Annotated in this window: 15 protein-coding genes and 2 pseudogenes; 13 read left to right on the forward strand and 4 right to left on the reverse strand. The window is 73.6% G+C overall.

Translation table 11 applies throughout. The features are described 5' to 3' along the window. The 10 genes and pseudogenes from BJF79_RS38050 to BJF79_RS38085 form a co-directional block, all read left to right on the forward strand. A partial coding sequence (locus BJF79_RS38050) for a TRAP transporter small permease (RefSeq protein ID WP_075904645.1) occupies positions 1-591 on the forward strand: 591 nt, incomplete at its 5' end. A 5-nt stretch (positions 592-596) separates the two neighbouring features. Further along, positions 597-1,871 carry a TRAP transporter large permease gene (locus BJF79_RS38055; protein WP_075904649.1) on the forward strand — a complete coding sequence of 425 codons (1,275 nt, stop codon included), beginning with the start codon at positions 597-599 and terminating at the stop codon, positions 1,869-1,871. A gap of 55 nt (positions 1,872-1,926) precedes the next feature. After that, on the forward strand, positions 1,927-2,955 hold the full coding sequence (locus BJF79_RS38060; protein WP_075904653.1) for a DctP family TRAP transporter solute-binding subunit: 1,029 nt from the start codon (positions 1,927-1,929) through the stop codon (positions 2,953-2,955). Positions 2,956-3,045: 90 nt separating this feature from the next. Then, a complete protein-coding gene (gene aroQ / locus BJF79_RS38065) occupies positions 3,046-3,489 on the forward strand; it encodes a type II 3-dehydroquinate dehydratase (protein ID WP_075904654.1) in 444 nt (147 codons plus the stop codon). Then, positions 3,453-4,247: pseudogene (locus BJF79_RS63590) on the forward strand (sugar phosphate isomerase/epimerase family protein); the annotation flags it as partial. The gene aroQ and the pseudogene BJF79_RS63590, both read left to right, overlap by 37 nt. A 191-nt stretch (positions 4,248-4,438) precedes the next feature. Next, positions 4,439-4,684 (forward strand): hypothetical protein, encoded by a 246-nt coding sequence (locus tag BJF79_RS63595; RefSeq protein WP_262403170.1) that lies wholly within the window; start codon positions 4,439-4,441, stop codon positions 4,682-4,684. Positions 4,685-4,689: 5 nt separating this feature from the next. Continuing rightward, positions 4,690-5,361, forward strand: a complete 672-nt coding sequence (locus tag BJF79_RS63600) for a VOC family protein (protein ID WP_262403171.1) — start codon at positions 4,690-4,692, stop codon at positions 5,359-5,361. A 110-nt stretch (positions 5,362-5,471) separates the two neighbouring features. Beyond that, positions 5,472-7,154, forward strand: coding sequence for an AMP-binding protein (locus BJF79_RS38075; RefSeq protein WP_075904656.1), 1,683 nt, complete (start codon positions 5,472-5,474; stop codon positions 7,152-7,154). After that, complete coding sequence (locus BJF79_RS38080; RefSeq protein ID WP_075904658.1) at positions 7,151-8,794, forward strand: AMP-binding protein; 1,644 nt, start codon at positions 7,151-7,153, stop codon at positions 8,792-8,794. The genes BJF79_RS38075 and BJF79_RS38080 overlap by 4 nt, the downstream gene beginning before the upstream one ends. Positions 8,795-8,873: 79 nt before the next feature. Beyond that, entirely contained in the window at positions 8,874-9,755 is an 882-nt protein-coding gene (locus BJF79_RS38085; RefSeq protein WP_075904660.1) for a response regulator transcription factor, read from the forward strand. Between the two features lie 272 nt (positions 9,756-10,027). Here BJF79_RS38085 and BJF79_RS38090 read toward each other — a convergent pair whose 3' ends face one another. Together BJF79_RS38090 and BJF79_RS38095 are read right to left on the reverse strand one after the other, a co-directional pair. Next, entirely contained in the window at positions 10,028-11,623 is a 1,596-nt protein-coding gene (locus tag BJF79_RS38090) for an N-acyl-D-amino-acid deacylase family protein (RefSeq protein ID WP_075904661.1), read from the reverse strand. Beyond that, positions 11,623-12,876 carry an amino acid deaminase gene (locus BJF79_RS38095; protein ID WP_262403172.1) on the reverse strand — a complete coding sequence of 418 codons (1,254 nt, stop codon included), beginning with the start codon at positions 12,874-12,876 and terminating at the stop codon, positions 11,623-11,625. The genes BJF79_RS38090 and BJF79_RS38095 overlap by 1 nt, the downstream gene beginning before the upstream one ends. Before the next feature lie 100 nt (positions 12,877-12,976). Between BJF79_RS38095 and BJF79_RS38100 the strand changes: the two genes are divergently transcribed. The 3 genes from BJF79_RS38100 to BJF79_RS38110 are packed head-to-tail and all read left to right on the forward strand — an operon-like array spanning position 12,977 to position 15,101. Continuing rightward, entirely contained in the window at positions 12,977-13,948 is a 972-nt protein-coding gene (locus tag BJF79_RS38100) for a sugar kinase (protein WP_143220760.1), read from the forward strand. Then, positions 13,945-14,700 (forward strand): IclR family transcriptional regulator, encoded by a 756-nt coding sequence (locus BJF79_RS38105; RefSeq protein WP_075904665.1) that lies wholly within the window; start codon positions 13,945-13,947, stop codon positions 14,698-14,700. The genes BJF79_RS38100 and BJF79_RS38105 overlap by 4 nt, the downstream gene beginning before the upstream one ends. Beyond that, on the forward strand, positions 14,697-15,101 hold the full coding sequence (locus BJF79_RS38110) for a RidA family protein (protein ID WP_075904667.1): 405 nt from the start codon (positions 14,697-14,699) through the stop codon (positions 15,099-15,101). Before BJF79_RS38105 ends, BJF79_RS38110 begins: the two co-directional genes overlap by 4 nt. 263 nt (positions 15,102-15,364) lie before the next feature. Here the strand turns inward: BJF79_RS38110 and BJF79_RS38115 are convergent. Next, positions 15,365-16,387: pseudogene (locus BJF79_RS38115) on the reverse strand (MFS transporter); the annotation flags it as partial. Then, positions 16,294-16,566, reverse strand: coding sequence for an MFS transporter (locus tag BJF79_RS63605; RefSeq protein WP_262403173.1), 273 nt, complete (start codon positions 16,564-16,566; stop codon positions 16,294-16,296). The gene BJF79_RS63605 and the pseudogene BJF79_RS38115, both read right to left, overlap by 94 nt. Positions 16,567-16,750: the final 184 nt, after the last annotated feature.

A 16,750-nucleotide genomic window follows, 5' to 3' on the forward strand; every position in this document is an offset into this window, starting at 1 on the left:
CCCGCGCCGCCCGAACCCCCCGAACCGCCTCCCGGACGGCCTCCCGGACGGCGGCCGGGCCGCGTCCTGCGGGCGCTGTCGCTCGCCGAGGCGGTCCTCGCCGCTCTCCTGCTCACGCTGATCGGCGCGCTGATGCTGCTCCAGGCCGCGCAGCGCTACCTGCCCGGCGGCGGCTGGGTCTGGACGGGCGAGCTCGCGCGGTTCTCGTTCGTCTGGCTCACCTTCGCCATGGCGGGCTACCTGATGGCGCGCGACGGCCACGTCGCCCTGAAGGTGGTCGACATCGTGGCCGGGCCCCGGCTGCTGCGCGTCATCGGCATCGCCGCCAACGTCACCGTCACGATCGTGTGCCTCAACCTGCTCTACGAGGCGTGGGTCCTGGTGACGACCGACGACGCGCAGTCCTCGCCCGCGCTCGGCATGCCGATGCGCCTCTTCTACGTGATCCCGCTCATCGGGCTGGCCCTCACGGCCGTCCGTTCGACCGTCGCCGTCTTCCGCCCGGAACCCGAGACGGACGGGACGGACGAGCCGGACGAAACGGGCGGGACGCCCGAGCCGGCCGGTCCCGACAACCGAGAGGAGGGGTAGCCGACATGGACATGGTGCTGCTCGCCGTCGCCATCGCCGCGCTCCTGCTGCTGCGCGTTCCCGTGGCGTTCGCGCTGCTCGGCCCCTGCCTGACCTACGTCTCCCTGGAGGGCTACTCGGCGGGACTGAGCGTCCGGCAGACCACCGAGGCGCTCAACAGCTTCCCGCTGCTGGCCGTCCCGCTCTTCATCCTCGTCGGCGTCGTCGCGAACCGCGCGGGCATCGGCGACCGGCTGTTCGAGTTCGCGCTCGCCGCCGCCGGCCGCGTCCGGGGCAGCCTCGGCTACGTCAACGTCGGGGTGAGCCTGGGGTTCTCCTGGATGAGCGGGTCGGCCCTCGCCGACGCCGCCGGTCTCGGCAAGGTCGAGATCCCGCACATGATCCGCAAGGGGTACCCGCCGCGGTTCGCCGTCGGCCTCAGCGCGTCGTCCGCGCTGCTCGGGCCGATCATGCCGCCGAGCATCCCCGCGGTCGTCTACGCGGGCATCGCCGGGGTCTCGACGGGCGCGCTGTTCGCGGCGTCGATCGGTCCCGCGTTCCTCATGGCGGCGGGCATGGCGATCATGGTGTACGTCGTGATGCGCAAGCGGGACGACCTGCGCGGCGAGGCGTTCTCGTGGCAGCGGCTCCGGGCCAGCGGGGTGCGCGTCCTCGGCCCGCTGGGCGCCCCGGTGATCATCCTCGGCGGCATCCTCGGCGGCGTGTTCACGCCGACCGAGGCCGCGGCGGCGGCCGCCGCCTACGTGCTCGTGCTCGGCGCCGTCTACCGCAGCATCGGCTGGCGGGACCTGTTCGGCATCGCCCGGGAGACCGCCGAGACCACGGCGTCCATCACCCTGATCATCGGCGCGTCCGGGCTGCTCGGCTGGATCCTCGCCCGGGAGCGGGTGCCGCAGGCGGTCGCCGACGCCATGCTGGGCTTCACCGACAACACCATCGTGTTCCTGCTCCTGGTCAACCTCCTGATGATCGTGCTCGGCGCCATCCTGGAGGGGCTCTCCGTCCTGGTGATCACGGTGCCGATCCTGCTCCCGATCGCCACCGAGTTCGGCGTCGACCCGATGCACTTCGGCGTGATCCTCATCCTGAACCTGATGATCGGGCTGCTCACGCCGCCGATCGGCGCGGTGCTCTACGTCATGAGCCCGGTCTCGGGAGTGCCGGTCCACGAGGTCTTCCGCGGCACCCTGCCGTTCCTGATCCCGCTGCTGGCCGTCCTGATGCTGATCACGTTCGTCCCCGCGACGGTCACCTTCCTGCCCGCGCTGTTCGGCTTGTAGCGCGCCCCGACCCCCGACCCCGCCCCACCCCCACCCCCGTTGAGGAGCAAGGCACATGCGCAAGACCCCCGGAAAGGCCCCCGGCAAGGCGCTGACGGCGCTGGCCGCCGCGGCCGTCCTGACGGCCGGTTGCAGTGCGATGAACAGCGGAGACGACGGCGGGACCGTCAAGCTGTCCTTCGCCAACAGCCACGCCGCCGACCATCCGCACACCCGCTGCGGGATCGAGGCGGTAGCCGACAAGATCAACGGCCAGGACCTCGGCATGGAGATCGAGACCTTCGCCAACAGCCAGCTCGGCGACGACGCCGCGCGCTTCACGTCCGTCAAGACCGGCGACCTCGACATGGACGTGCAGGGCTCGTCCGCGCTCGCCGCGAGCTACGCGCCCATCGGCGTCCTCGACATGGCCTACGCGTTCGACGGCCCGGACCACCTGTTCGGCTTCTTCGACGGCACGCGCGGCACCGAGCTGAAGAAGGACTTCGCCACGGCGACCGGCGCCCAGGTCCTGGGCGTCTGGTTCTTCGGCATGCGGCACTTCAGCGCCAACTCCCCGATCCGCGAGCCCGCCGACTTCAAGGGCCTGCGGATGCGGTTCCCCGACTCCGAGATCTACCTGGAGAACGCCAAGGCGATCGGCGCGGAGGCCACCGCGGTCGCGTTCGAGGAGCTGTACCTCAGCCTGCAGCGCGGGATCATCGACGGGCAGGAGAACCCGATCCCGACGATCGCGGCGAAGAGCCTCGAAGAGGTCCAGAGCCACGTCAGCCTCACCGGCCACCAGACCGGCTCCCAGCTCATCGTCATCAACGGCGACCGCTGGAAGGAGCTCTCGCCCGAGCAGCAGCAGGCGCTGCGGAAGGCGGTCTCGGACACCCGCGCCGAGAACCGCAAGTGCATCGAGGAGGCGGAGACGAAGGTCCTCGCCGAGTGGCGGAGCAAGGGCAAGCCCACGATCGTCGAGGACGTCGACCGCACCGCGTTCGCCGAGAAGGCCGGGAAGTACTTCGGCGAGCACCTCAAGGGCGAGCAGGCCGAGCTGTACAAGGCGATCCGCTCGTCCGCCCCCGGCAAGTCCTGACCGCCCCCGACCGCCGAACGCCCGAACGGCCGGACGGCCGGACGCAGGTCCGGCCGTCCGGCACCCGCTGAACCACGGAAGGACCGACTCGTGCAGGTTCGCGTGCTGAACGGACCCAACCTCGGCAGGCTCGGGGTAAGGGAACCGGAGAAGTACGGCACCGCCACCTACGCCCAGCTCGTCGAGACCTGCCGGGCGGCGGCCGACGAGCTGGGCGTGGAGGCGACGATCCGGCAGACCGACGCCGAGCACGAGATGCTCGGCTGGATCCACGAGGCCGCCGACGACGGCGCGGCCGTGGTGCTCAACCCGGCGGCGTGGACGCACACGTCCGTCGCGCTGCGCGACGCCTGCGCGATGCTGACGGCGCCGCTCGTCGAGGTGCACCTGACGAACGTGCACGCCCGCGAGGAGTTCCGGCGCCACTCGTACATCTCGCCGGTCGCCGCCGCGGTGATCGCCGGCTGCGGCATCGACGGGTACGTCCTCGCACTGCGATGGCTCGCGGCCCGCGCCCGGCCGGGCGGATCGTGAACCGGGCGGCCCCGGGAACGGAAGGAGGACCGGCCTTGCGACGATCGATCGCGACGGTGTGCCTGTCCGGCACGCTGGAGGACAAACTGGACGCGGCCGCGGCGGCCGGGTTCGACGGCGTCGAGATCTTCGAGAACGACCTGCTCGGCTGCCCGCTGGAACCCGAGCGGGTCGCGGAACGGTGCGCCGATCTGGGGCTGACCGTCGAGCTCTACCAGCCGTTCCGCGACTTCGAGGCCGTCCCGGCGGACCTGCACCGGCGGAACCTGCGCCGCGCCGGGCGCAAGTTCGACCTGGCGCGGCGGCTCGGCGCCCGCACCGTCCTGGTGTGCTCGTCGGTCGCGGCCGAGGCCGTCGACGACGACGCGCTGGCCGCGCGGCAGCTGCACGCCCTCGCCGACGTCGCCGCCGAGCACGGGGTCCGCGTCGCCTACGAGGCCCTGGCCTGGGGGAAGCACGTCCGGACGTGGGAGCGTTCGGCGGACCTCGTCCTGCGCGGCGACCATCCCGCGCTCGGACTGTGCCTCGACAGCTTCCACGTCCTGTCGGTGGGCGGCGACATCGCGGGCATCGCGGGGTTCCCCGCCGAGAAGCTCTTCTTCCTCCAGCTCGCCGACGCGCCGCACATGCGCATGGACGTCCTGCAGTGGAGCCGCCACCACCGGCTCTTCCCCGGGCAGGGGTCCTTCGACCTCACCGGCTTCACCTCGCGGGTGCTCGCGGCGGGCTACCAGGGGCCGCTGTCGCTGGAGGTCTTCAACGACGTCTTCCGGCAGGCGCCGCCCGGCCGCGCGGCCGTCGACGCGATGCGCTCGCTGATCGTGCTGGAGGAGTCGCTCGTCCACGCCGAAGCAGCCGACGGCGACCGTCCCGCGCCGCTCCCGGCCGCGCCCGCGCCGGAGGGGTTCGCGTTCGTGGAGCTGGCGGTCGACGCCGAGGCCGAGGCCGAGTGGCCCGGACGCTCGCCGCGACGGGGTTCGCGCACGTCGGGCAGCATCGGTCCAAGCCGGTGCAGCTGTGGCGGCAGGGCGACGCCCGCGTCCTGCTCAACGCCGCGGCCCCGGCGGCGGCCGCGGGCGCGGCCATCGGCGCGTTCGCCGTCGAGACCGCCGACCCCGGACGCGCGGCGAGCGCGCCACCGCGCTGCTCGCCCCCGTCCTGCCGCGCAGCCGCAGCGCCGCCGAGGCCGACCTGACCTCGGTGGCCGCCCCGGACGGCACCGCCGTCTTCTTCTGCCGAACGGGCGCGCCGGACGGCTGGCGCGGCGACTTCATCCTCTCCGGATCGCCCGGGGAGACCCGCACCGGCGTCACCGCGATCGACCACCTCGCGCTGTCGCAGCCGTTCGACGCGTTCGACGAGGCGACCCTGTTCTACCGGTCGCTGTTCGGCCTCGCGCCCGAGCACGACGCCGAGCTCGCCGCGCCGTTCGGGCTCGTCCGCAGCCGGGCGGTCACCGACCCGGACCGCCGGCTGCGCCTGCTCCTCGACGGGACGCTGCTGCGCCGCGGCGCCTGGGCCCCGGCCGTCCCCGATCCGCAGCACGTCGCGTTCGCCACCGACGACATCTTCCGCACCGCGCGGGCGCTGCGCGAGCGCGGCGCCCCGCTCCTGGCCGTCCCGGGCAACTACTACGACGACCTGGACGCCCGGCTGCCGCTCGCCCCGGACCTGCTCCGCGCCCTCCGCGAGAACGACGTCATGTACGACCGGGACGGCGACGCCGAGTACTTCCACCTGTGCACGGAGATCCTCGGGTCGCGGGTGTTCTTCGAGTTCGTGCAGCGGACGTCCGGCTACACCGGGTACGGCACCGTCAACGCGCCCGTCCGCATGGCCGCCCACCGGGCCGCGCACTCCCGCGGGCGGTGATCAACGGCCCGCCGTCCGGGGTATGAGTACCCCCGTTCGGGGGTGGCGTGGGTCACGCTGGTTGGCCAACGATGCTCCGGAGGTGTCCGTCCGGCCACGAGGAGAGTGCAATGCCGGCAGTCGAGTTCCGCGGGGCGCGCGACTTCCTGCTCGCGAACCGCGACGACTACGCGGTGGCGTACGAGCGGTTCCGCTGGCCGGTGCTGACCGGCTTCAACTGGGCGATCGACTGGTTCGACCGGATCGCGGAGGACAACGACGCGCCCGCGCTGTGGATCGTCGAGGAGGACGGGACGGAGGCGAAGTTCTCCTTCGCGGAGCTGTCCCGGCGGTCGAACCAGGTCGCGAACCTGCTGCGCGGGCACGGGGTGCGGCGCGGCGACCGGGTCGTCCTGATGCTCGGCAACCAGGTCGAGCTGTGGGAGACGGTGCTCGCGGCGATGAAGCTCGGCGCGGTGCTGATCCCGTGCACGCCGCTGCTCGGGCCCGCCGACCTCCAGGATCGGCTGACCCGGGGCGCGGCCGGGCACGTGGTGACGGGCGCCGAGCACGCCGGGAAGTTCGACGGCCTGAAGGGCGACTTCACGCGGATCGCGGTGGGCGGGCCCGTCGCGGGGTGGGTCGGGTACGCCGACGCGTACGGCCTGTCCGAGGAGTTCGTCCCGTACGGGCAGACGATGTCGAGCGACACGCTGCTGCTGTACTTCACGTCGGGGACGACCGCGCAGCCGAAGCTCGTCGAGCACACGCACGCGTCGTATCCGGCGGGGCACCTGTCGACGATGTACTGGATCGGGCTCCGGCCGGGCGACGTCCACCTCAACATCTCGTCGCCCGGGTGGGCGAAGCACGCGTGGAGCAACGTCTTCGCCCCGTGGGACGCCGAGGCGTGCGTGTTCATCTTCAACTACACGCGGTTCGACGCGGACCGGCTGCTCGACACGATCGAGCGGTGCGGCGTGACGAGTTTCTGCGCGCCGCCGACGGTGTGGCGGATGCTGATCCAGGCCGACCTCGGCCGGCTGAGCACGCCGCCACGCGAGGTGGTGGCGGCGGGCGAGCCGCTGAACCCCGAGGTGATCCAGCGGGTGAAGGACGCCTGGGGCCGCACGATCCGGGACGGCTTCGGACAGACCGAGACGACCGTGCAGATCGCGAACACGCCGGGCCAGCCGGTGAAGCCGGGGTCGATGGGACGGCCGGTGCCGGGCTACCGGGTCGCGCTGATCGATCCGGTGACGGGCAAGCCGGGCGACGAGGGCGAGATCTGCCTGGAGCTGGAGGACCGGCCGCTCGGGCTGATGGTCGGGTACCACGGCGACGAGGCCCGGACGGCCGAGGCGATGGCGGACGGCTTCTACCACACGGGCGACATCGGCTCCCGCGACGAAGACGGGTACATCACCTATGTCGGGCGGGCGGACGACGTGTTCAAGGCGTCCGACTACAAGATCTCCCCGTTCGAGCTGGAGAGCGTGCTGATCGAGCACGAGGCGGTGGCGGAGGCGGCCGTGGTGCCGTCGCCCGACCCGGTGCGGCTCGCGGTGCCGAAGGCGTACGTGACGCTGGCCGCCGGGTGGGAGCCGGACGCGGCGACCGCGAAGGCGATCTTCGCGCACAGCCGGGCGCAGCTGTCCCCGTACAAGCGGGTCCGGCTGCTGGAATTCGGTGAGCTTCCGAAGACGATCTCCGGCAAGATCCGTCGGGTGGAACTGCGGACGAGCGAGATCGGCAAGCATCCGGGGGCCGGCGACCGGCCCGAAGGCGAGTTCCGTGAGGAGGACCTGCGATGACGCTCTCGTACGCCTCCGGTGTGTCGAAGGCGCCGCTGCTCGGCGACACGATCGGCGCGAACCTGGACCGGACGGTCGAGCTGCACCCCGACCGGGACGCGGTGGTGGAGTACGCGACGGACCGCCGCTGGACGTACGCGCGGTTCGCCGCCGACGTCGACGCGGTCGCGCTCGGCCTGCACGGGCGCGGGGTCGGCAAGGGCGACCGGGTCGCGATCTGGGCGCCGAACTGCGCCGAGTGGATGCTCGTGCAGTACGCGACGGCGAAGCTCGGCGCGATCCTCGTGAACATCAACCCGTCGTACCGGGTGCACGAACTCGAATTCGTCCTGAACCAGGCGGGCGTCCGCACGCTCGTCGCGGCGCCGGTGTTCAAGACGTCCGACTACGCCGGGATGATCGAGCAGGTGCGGCCGCGCTGCCCGGCGCTGACGGACGTGCTGCTGATCGGCACCCCGGTGTGGGACGAGCTGCTCGCGGCCGGTCGGGCGGGCGACCCGGCGGTGCTGGCGGAGATCGGGGCGGGGCTGAGCGCCGACGACCCGATCAACATCCAGTACACGTCGGGGACGACCGGGTTCCCGAAGGGCGCGACGCTCTCGCACCACAACATCCTGAACAACGGCTACTTCGTCGGCGAGCTGTGCGGCTACGACGAGGAGGACCGCATCTGCGTGCCGGTGCCCTTCTACCACTGCTTCGGCATGGTGATGGGGAACCTGGCGGCGACGAGCCACGGCGCGTGCGTCGTGATCCCGTCGCCGGGGTTCGACGCGCGCGCGACGCTGCAGGCGGCGGCGTCCGAGCGCTGCACGTCGCTCTACGGGGTGCCGACGATGTTCATCGCGGTGCTGAACGAGCCGTCGCTGGGCTCGGCGGACCTGTCGAGCCTGCGCACCGGGATCATGGCGGGGTCGCCGTGCCCGGTGGAGGTGATGAAGCAGGTCATCGACCGGCTCGGCATGGGCGAGGTCACGATCTGCTACGGCATGACGGAAACGTCGCCCGTGTCCACGCAGACGCGGGCGGACGACACGCTGGACCGCCGCGTGTCCACGGTCGGGGCCGTCCACCCGCACCTGGAGGTGAAGGTCGTCGACCCGGCCACCGGCGTGACGGTCCCGCGCGGCACGGCCGGCGAGCTGTGCACGCGCGGCTACTCGGTCATGCTCGGCTACTGGGAGGAGCCGGAGAAGACGGCCGAGGTGATCGACGCGGCGCGCTGGATGCACACCGGCGACCTCGCGGTGATGGACGCCGACGGCTACGTCAACATCACCGGCCGGATCAAGGACATGGTGATCCGGGGCGGCGAGAACGTCTACCCGAGGGAGATCGAGGAGTTCCTCTACACCCATCCCGACATCGTGGACGCGCAGGTCATCGGCGTCCCCGACGAGCGGTACGGGGAGGAGCTGATGGCGTGGGTGCGGCTGCGGGACGGTGCGGAGCCGCTGACCGCCGAGGCGCTGCGGGCGTTCTGCGACGGCAAGCTCGCGCGCTACAAGATCCCCCGGTACGTGCACATCGTGGACGAGTTCCCCATGACGGTCACCGGAAAGGTCCGGAAGGTCCAGATGCGGCAGGAGGCCGTGGACATCCTCGGCCTCGCGGACGCCGCCACCGCGAAGCACGCCTGACCCGTCCGGACGACCGTCCGGGACGAACGCGGCGGGGCATCGGGTTACGGGACGGCCGCTTCCGGTGCATGCTGGTCACATGGACGCGCTGTCTTCGGAAGGGCGCCCGGCGGCCCCGGCCCCCGGGCCGGGCGGCGACGCGGGCGCGGTGCGGGCGGCGGTGCTGGCGCTGCACCGCTCGACGGGCCTGCCGATGGTGTTCGGCGGCGCACTGACCGGCCGCGACCGGCTGCGCATCACCGAGCTGGTCGGCGGCCGCACCGACTCGCTGAACGGGCTCGTCGTGCGGCACGGCAACGGGCTGGGCGGCAAGGCGATGGCGCTGGGCCGCCCGGCGTGGGTGAGCGACTACCCGCGCGCGGCGACGATCAGCCACGACTACGACCGTCCGGTCGGACGCGAGGGGCTGCTGTCGATCGTGGCGGTGCCGATCGTCGTGCGGCGCCGCGTCCGGGGCGTCCTGTACGGGGCGCTGCGGGAGCCGCTGGGGCTGGCCGACCGGGTGGTCGGCGCGGCGATGCAGGCGGCGCGCGACATCGAGCAGGACCTCGCCGTCCGGGATCGGGCGGACGAGGCGCTCACCCGGGCGCGGCCGGAGGAGTCGTCGGCGGCGGCGCGGTGGGAGGAGGTCCGGGCGGTGCACGCGGAGCTGCGCGCGCTGGCCGAGCGGGTCGACGATCCGGTGACCCGCGACCGGCTGCTGGAGGCGACGCTGCGGCTGGCCGCGGCGGGCCTGCCCGACGGGCCGGACGGCGGCGCGCCGCGCCCGGTGCTGACGCCGCGCGAGCTGGACGTCCTGTCGTACGTGGCGATGGGCTGCACGAACGCGGAGGCGGCGGCGCGGCTCGGGCTGGTGCCGGAGACGGTGAAGAGCTACCTGCGGTCGGCGATGCGCAAGCTCGACAGCCACACCCGCCTGGAGGCGGTGACGGCGGCACGGCGCGCGGGGCTGCTGCCGTAGGAGCGCGGTCGGGGATTTCGACCGGCCCGGCGACGGGGTCAGGACGCGCGGGCGCACGTCCACCGGCGCAGTTCGGCCCCCGCGAGTCGTCCTGTCCGGGCGGATCGTCACCGCGCGGCTGCGCCGGGCCGTGATCGCTCGGCCGTCCCGCCGCGCGCGGCGTGGACGTCCGGCCCCCGATGCGTTCGCAACGGTAACACCACCATGACCGGGCGTGTCCGGTAAACGCCCGGATTCGCGGGCGGCCAAGGGCCCCGGGCCGGGACGCGGGGTCAGCGGGTCGAGCCGTCCGGGGCACGGCGCAGCGACCGTCCGGGGAGCGCGCCGGTGCGGGTCCCGTCGTCGATGACGGCCGTGCCGCCGACGAACACGTACGGGACGCCGTCGGGCGGCCGTCGCGGGTCGTCGAACGTGGCGGTGTCGCGCACCGTCGCCGGGTCGAACAGCACGAGGTCGGCGTGGTACCCGGGCCGGACGAACCCGCGTTCGGCGAGCCGGAGCCGCCGCGCCGCACGTCCGGTGAGGTGCGCGACGCACTCCTCCAGCGACAGGACGCCCAGCTCGCGGACGTAGCGGCCGAGGTAGCGGGGGAACGTGCCCCACGCGCGCGGGTGCGGCTTCGCGGGGGCGAGCAGCCCGTCCGACCCGCCCGTGTGGCACGGATGCCGCATGATCGCCCGGACGTTCTCCTCGTGCCCCACGTGCTGCAGGATCGTCGTCGCGAGGTCGTCGGCGAGGAGCCGCTCGCGGTAGACGTCGAACGCGTCGCGTCCGGTATCGGCGGCGAGGCCGGCGATCGTCCGTCCGACGACCGCGGGGTCCGGGGAGCCGGAGATCTCGATCGTGTCCCACTCGGCCGGGACGCCGTGGCAGCCGTCGGCCCCCTCGGCCTCCATCGCGTGCCGGATCCGGGCGCGTTCGCCCGGGTCGGCGAGGCGGGCGCGGAGCGCGTCGGGGCCGCCCGCCGACGCCCACGACGGCAGCAGCGCGGCGAGCGTCGTGGAGCCGGGCAGGTACGGGTAGGTGTCGAGGCTGATGTCGCAGCCGTCGGCGACGGCGGCGTCGAGCAGGGCCAGCAGCTCCGGCGCGCGGCCCTTGTTCACCCCGAAGTTCATTGTGGCGTGGGCGAGGTGCAGGGGGCAGCCGGTGCGGCGCGACAGCCCGACCATCTCCGCGTACGCGTCCAGGGCGCCCGCCCCGTACGAGCGGTGGTGCGGGGCGTAGAACCCGCCGAGGGACGCCACGACGCGCAGCAGCTCGGCGAGTTCGTCGCCGTCCGCGTACATGCCGGGCGTGTAGGTGAGGCCGCTGGACATCCCGACGGCGCCGTCGCGCATGCCGTCCGCGACCAGCTCGCGCTGCCGGTCGAGTTCGGCGGGCGTCGGCGCGCGGTCGTCCCAGCCCATCGCCAGCATCCGGACGGCGCCCTGCGGCACGAGGTAGCACGCGTTGACGGCGATGCCCGCGTCGAGCCGGTCGAGGTACTCGCCGACGCTCCGCCACGACCAGTCGAACCCGTCCGGGTCGCCGTTCCATCCGGCGATGGCGCGGCGGAGCCACGCGAGGGTCGTGTCGTCGGCGGGCGCGTACGACAGGCCGTCCTGCCCGAGCACTTCGAGGGTCACGCCCTGGCTCGTCTTGGCGAGGTGGTCCGGGTCGGTGAGCAGCGCCAGGTCGGAGTGGGCGTGCATGTCGATGAAGCCGGGCGCGAGGACGAGCCCGGCGGCGTCGATCGTCCGGCCGGGGCCGGTCGGCCGATCGCCCGTCTCGGCGATCTCGGCGATGCGGCCGTCCGCGAGCCGCACGTCGGCGACGCGTCCGGGCCCGCCCGTCCCGTCGACGACCGTCGCGCCCCGGACGACCGTCATCAGAACCAGGTCCGGACGAAGTCGACGACGCGCGGGCGGTCGGCGTCGGCGTCGTCCACGACGGGGATCAGCGTCCACTTGTCGAGCGCGGTGCACGGGTGCGAGAGGCCGAGCCGGACGACGTCGCCGACCTCGACCGACGCGTCCCGCAGATACCCGTGCTGGTCGTTGACGGCGGTGATGCGGGCGCCGTCCACGGGCGCGGCGCCCTTGCCGCGGACGAGCTGCGGCACGGGCAGGCCGTCGTCGAACGGGACGTCGCGCTTGCCCGTGTCGACGAGGGCGAGCGCGGGCTCCGGGCGGGACACCACGCGCGTCCAGCCGTGCATCGCCGACCGCAGCCGCGCCCCGGACGTTCCGCGCACGAAGGGCGAGATGCCCCGGTAGAAGCCGTCGTCGTGGACCACGTACGCGCCCGACCGCAGGACCGTCCGTCCGGGCAGGTCGCCGAGCGCGTCCACGACCTGGTCGAAGTAGGCGCTGCCGCCCGCCGTCACGACCGGTTCGTCCGTCTCGTGGTCGAGGGCGCGGTGCAGGTCGGCGACGCGGCGCAGGTAGGCGTCCACGGCGGCGCGGCTCTCGGCGGACGCGTCGTGCGCGAAGGCCCCCTCGTAGCCCCCGGTCCCGGCGAGGCGGAGCGTGGGCGCGCGGCGGACGGCGGCCGCGACCGTCCGCGCTTCCGCGTCGTCGCGCACGCCCGTCCGTCCGTGCGGGCCGCCCAGCTCGACGCACACGTGCACCGGACGGTCGGTGCGTGCGGCCCGGAGCGCGTCGTCCATCAGCTCGACCGTCCGGACCGAGTCGACCCACGACAGGAACTCGAACCCCGGATCGGCGTCGAGCTGCGCGCCCAGCCACGCGAGCCCGGCCGGGTCGACGAGCGCGTTCGCGAGGATCAGCCGCCGGACGCCGAACGCCCGCGCCACCCGCAGCTGCGGGAGGTTCGCGAGCGTGATGCCCCACGCGCCCGCGTCGAGCTGCCGCCGCCACAGCGCCGGGGCCATCGTCGTCTTGCCGTGCGGGGCGAGGTCCACGCCCGCGTCGCGCGTCCAGGCCGCCATCGCGGCGATGTTGTGGTCGAGGGCGGCGGCGTCGAGGGTCAGCAGCGGCGTGCCGAACGCGTCGAGCGGCAGCGGATCGGCGCGGACGTCCGCGACCGACATGCCGTCCGCGGCCGCGGGTACGGCCTTGAAGCGCCAGTCGAGCCGCTCGTCCGCGAGCGCGTCCACCGCCGCACCGTCGATGCTCTCCACCACGACCTCCTATGTTGCACCACATGCAACGAACGTTGCATCATGCGCTTCTGCGGTTGTAACATCGCGGCCCGGAACCGGTCAACGGCGGAGAGGGCGGATGGAACCGACGGTCGTCTGCGTGGGCGAGACGATGGCGGTGCTGCTGCCCGAACGGCCCGGCCCGCTGGAGGACGTCCCGTCCTTCCGCCACTCGTGCGGCGGCGCGGAGTCCAACGTCGCGCGGGGGCTCGCCGCCCTCGGCGTCCCCGCCGCCTGGGCCGGGCGGGTCGGCGCCGACGGGTTCGGCCGCCGCGTCCTGCGCGAACTCGCGGCGGGCGGCGTCGACGTCCGCGCCGCCACGATCGACCCCGACCGCCCCACCGGCCTGTACGTCAAGGAGACCGGGCCGTCCGGCAGCGTCCTGCACTACTACCGGGACGGCTCGGCGGGCTCGGCGATCGGCCCCGAACTGCTCGACGACCCGACGCTCGCCGCCGCCCCGCTCGTCCACCTGTCCGGGATCACCGCCGCCCTGTCGGACTCCGCCCTCGCCCTTACCCGCGCCCTCCTCGCCCGCCCCCGCGACCGGGTGGTCAGCTTCGATCTGAACTGGCGGCCCGCGCTGTGGCGGCGCCGCGACCCGTCCGTCCTGCGGCCGCTCCTCGACGCCGCCGACATCGTCCTGCTCGGCGCCGACGAGGCCGCCGCCGTCCTCGGCACCGCCGAACCGGACGCGCTGCGCGCACTGCTGCCCGGCCCGTCCGTGCTGGTCCTCAAGGAGGCGCACCGGGCGACGGCCGTCACCCGCGACGGGACCGTCACCGAGCCCGCGCCGCGCGTCGACGTCGTCGAACCGATCGGCGCGGGGGACGCCTTCGCCGCCGGATACCTGGCCGGAACGCTGCGCGGCCACACCCCGCAACGCCGCCTGCGGCTCGGCCACCTCGCCGCGGCCGCCACCCTCGTCGTCCCCGGCGACCACGGCCCGCCGCCCCCGCCGCACATGGTGGACGCCCTCCTCTCCGCGTCACCGGACGCCTGGGCGGGCACCACCGTGCGCGCGTCGGGCATCGTCATGGAGGACTCATGAGCCAGAGCCTCGCGCGCGCGCTCGGCATCCTGATCGAACTAGGCGAGGGCCCAAGAAACCTGGACGAACTCGCCGGTTCGGCAGGCGTCCACAAAACGACCGTGCTCCGGCTCCTGCGAACGCTCGAAGCCGAACGGTTCGTCCACCGCGACGGCGACCACCGGTTCCACCTCGGCTCGCGCATGTTCGCGCTCGCCCGCGCGTCCCTCGAACGGCACGGCATCCGCGACGTCGCCGCACCCCACCTCGCGAAGCTCAACGAGACCACCGGCCAGACGATCCACCTCGGCGTGTTCGACGGCGACGACGTCGTCTACCTCGACAAATACGACGCCCGGCACGCGATCCGCATGTACTCCCGCGTCGGGCTGCCGATGCCCCGGCACGCCACCGCGATCGCGAAGGTCCTCCTCGCCGACCTCCCGGACGCCCGCCGCCGCCGCATCGCCGAATCCATCGAGTACACCCGGTTCACCGACCGCACGATCCCCGGCCCCCACGAACTCCTCGCCGAACTCGACCGCGTCGCCGACCGGGGCCACGCGATGGACGACGCCGAACACGAGACGTTCATCCGCTGCGTCGCCGCGCCCGTCCGCGACGCCTCGGACCGCGTCGTCGCGGCCGTCTCGATCTCGGTGCCCGAGGTCGTCCTCGACCGCGACGCCGTCGTCGGCCTGCTCCCCGGCCTCCTCGCCACCGCCCGCGCCATCTCCACCGACTACGGACACACGGAAGGAACCACCAAATGAGCGACAAAACCGAGATCACCACGAAGGACGCCCCGGCCTCCCCGTACGCGTTCTCCCAGGGCGTCCGCAAGGGCCCGCTGCTGCAGGTCTCCGGACAGGGCCCGCAGGACCCCGAAACCGGCGACTTCGTCCACGAAGGCGACGTGAAGGCCCAGACCACGCGCGTCCTGGAGAACGTCAAGGCCATCCTCGAAGCCGGCGGCGCGACCGTCGAGGACGTCCTCATGTTCCGCGTCTACCTCAAGACCCGCGACGACTTCCCCGCGATGAACGAGGCGTACAGCGAGTTCGTCGAGGCGAACTGCCCGAGCGGCGTCCTCCCCTGCCGCACCACCGTCGCGGTCGAACTCCCCCACCCGTCCATGCTGGTGGAGATCGACGCCCTGGCCGCCCTCGGCTGACCGACCGGTGTCGGCCGGCCGAGGGCGGCCGACCCGGGGTTACTCGGAGCGGGGCGTGCGGGCCAGGACGGCGAAGCCGACGGCGGCCACGACGACGGCGACCAGCGCGTAGCGGAAGGCCGCCTGGAAGCCGGCCACCTGCGCGGCGAGGTCGCCGGGCGACCGCGCGGCGACGGCGGCCGCGGCCCGACCAGCACGGCGAGGCCGAGCGCCCCGCCGAGCTGGTCCACCGACCGCTGCACGCCGGAGGCGATCCCCGCGTCCCGTTCGGTGACGCCGTGCAGCGCGGCGTTCTGCAGCGCGATCAGCCCGAGCGCCATGCCCGCGGCCATCGCGATCGTCCCGGGCAGGACGTCCGGCCACAGGCCGCCGCCGACCGGCATCCGGGACAGCAGCCCGGCCCCGGCGGCGGTGGCCGCGGCGCCCGCGAGCGCGGTGCCCTTCGTACCCACGCGGGCGATCACCTTCCCGGTCAGCAGGAGGGCGGCGAGCAGCACCGCGCAGAACGGCAGCCACGACAGGCCGGTCTCGAGCGGGCTCAGGCCCAGCACGTCCTGCAGGTACAGGGTGACGATGAAGAAGGTCGTCGAGAACGCCGCGCTGAGCAGGACGGTCGCGGCGTTCGCGACCGTGCGGGTGCGGTCGGCGAAGAAGGACGGCGGGACGAGCGGACGCCGCGACCTCCGCTCGACCAGCGCGAACGCGGCGAGCGCCGCGAACCCGCCGAGGACCGGCGCCGCGACCGCGGGGTCGTCCCACGGACGGTGCGCGGCCCGCAGGACGCCGAAGACCAGCGCCAGCGGACCGGCGGTCAGCAGTACGGCGCCGGGCACGTCGAGCCCGCCGCCGCGTTCCGGCGCGCGGTCGCGCTCGACGAGCCGCGGGGTGAGCGCCAGCACCGCGATCGTGACGGGCAGGTTGACGAGGAAGATCCAGCGCCAGTGCAGCAGCTCGGTGAGCAGGCCGGACAGTACGACGCCGCCCGCCATGCCGAGGCCGGAGATCGCGCCCCACACGCCGAGCGCCCGCGCGCGCTCGTCCGGCTCGGTGAACAGCAGCGCGATCAGCGACATCGCGGCGGGCGCGGCGAGCGCCTCACCGGCGCCCTGCCCGAACCGGGCGGCGACGAGCGTGGGCAGGTCGGGCGCGGCCCCGGCGAGCAGGGACGACAGCCCGAACAGGGCCGCACCGGTCAGGAACGCGCGGCGCGTCCGAACAGGTCGGCGATCCGCCCGCCGAGCAGCAGCAGGCCGCCGCCGACCAGCGCGTATCCGGTGACCACCCAGGTCAGCTCGGCGGGGGCCGCGGCCAGATCGCCGCCGATGGACGGCAGCGCGACGTTGACGACCGTGACGTCCACGGCGATGAGGCACTGCAGGAGGGACAGGACGGTCAGGGCCTTCCAGCGGCTCGCCGTGCCCGCTTCGGGCAGGGCGCGGCGAGACGCCGAACGAGAGATGTTCAAGGGAACTCCAGGTAGGGCTCCCGCGGGCGTGCGGGAGCCGGGTGACGGATGTGCACCCGTGGCGCCGGCGTCGACGGGATCGGTGATCGACCGTCGGCGGCGCCGCTGGAGTTACTTGGTGAAAACGCCCATGACTCGATGGAACCTATCAAACGGCCGGGGCGACCCGTTCGGCGAAGGAGGT

The organism is Actinomadura sp. CNU-125, assembly GCF_001942465.1.
GTDB lineage: Bacteria > Actinomycetota > Actinomycetes > Streptosporangiales > Streptosporangiaceae > Spirillospora.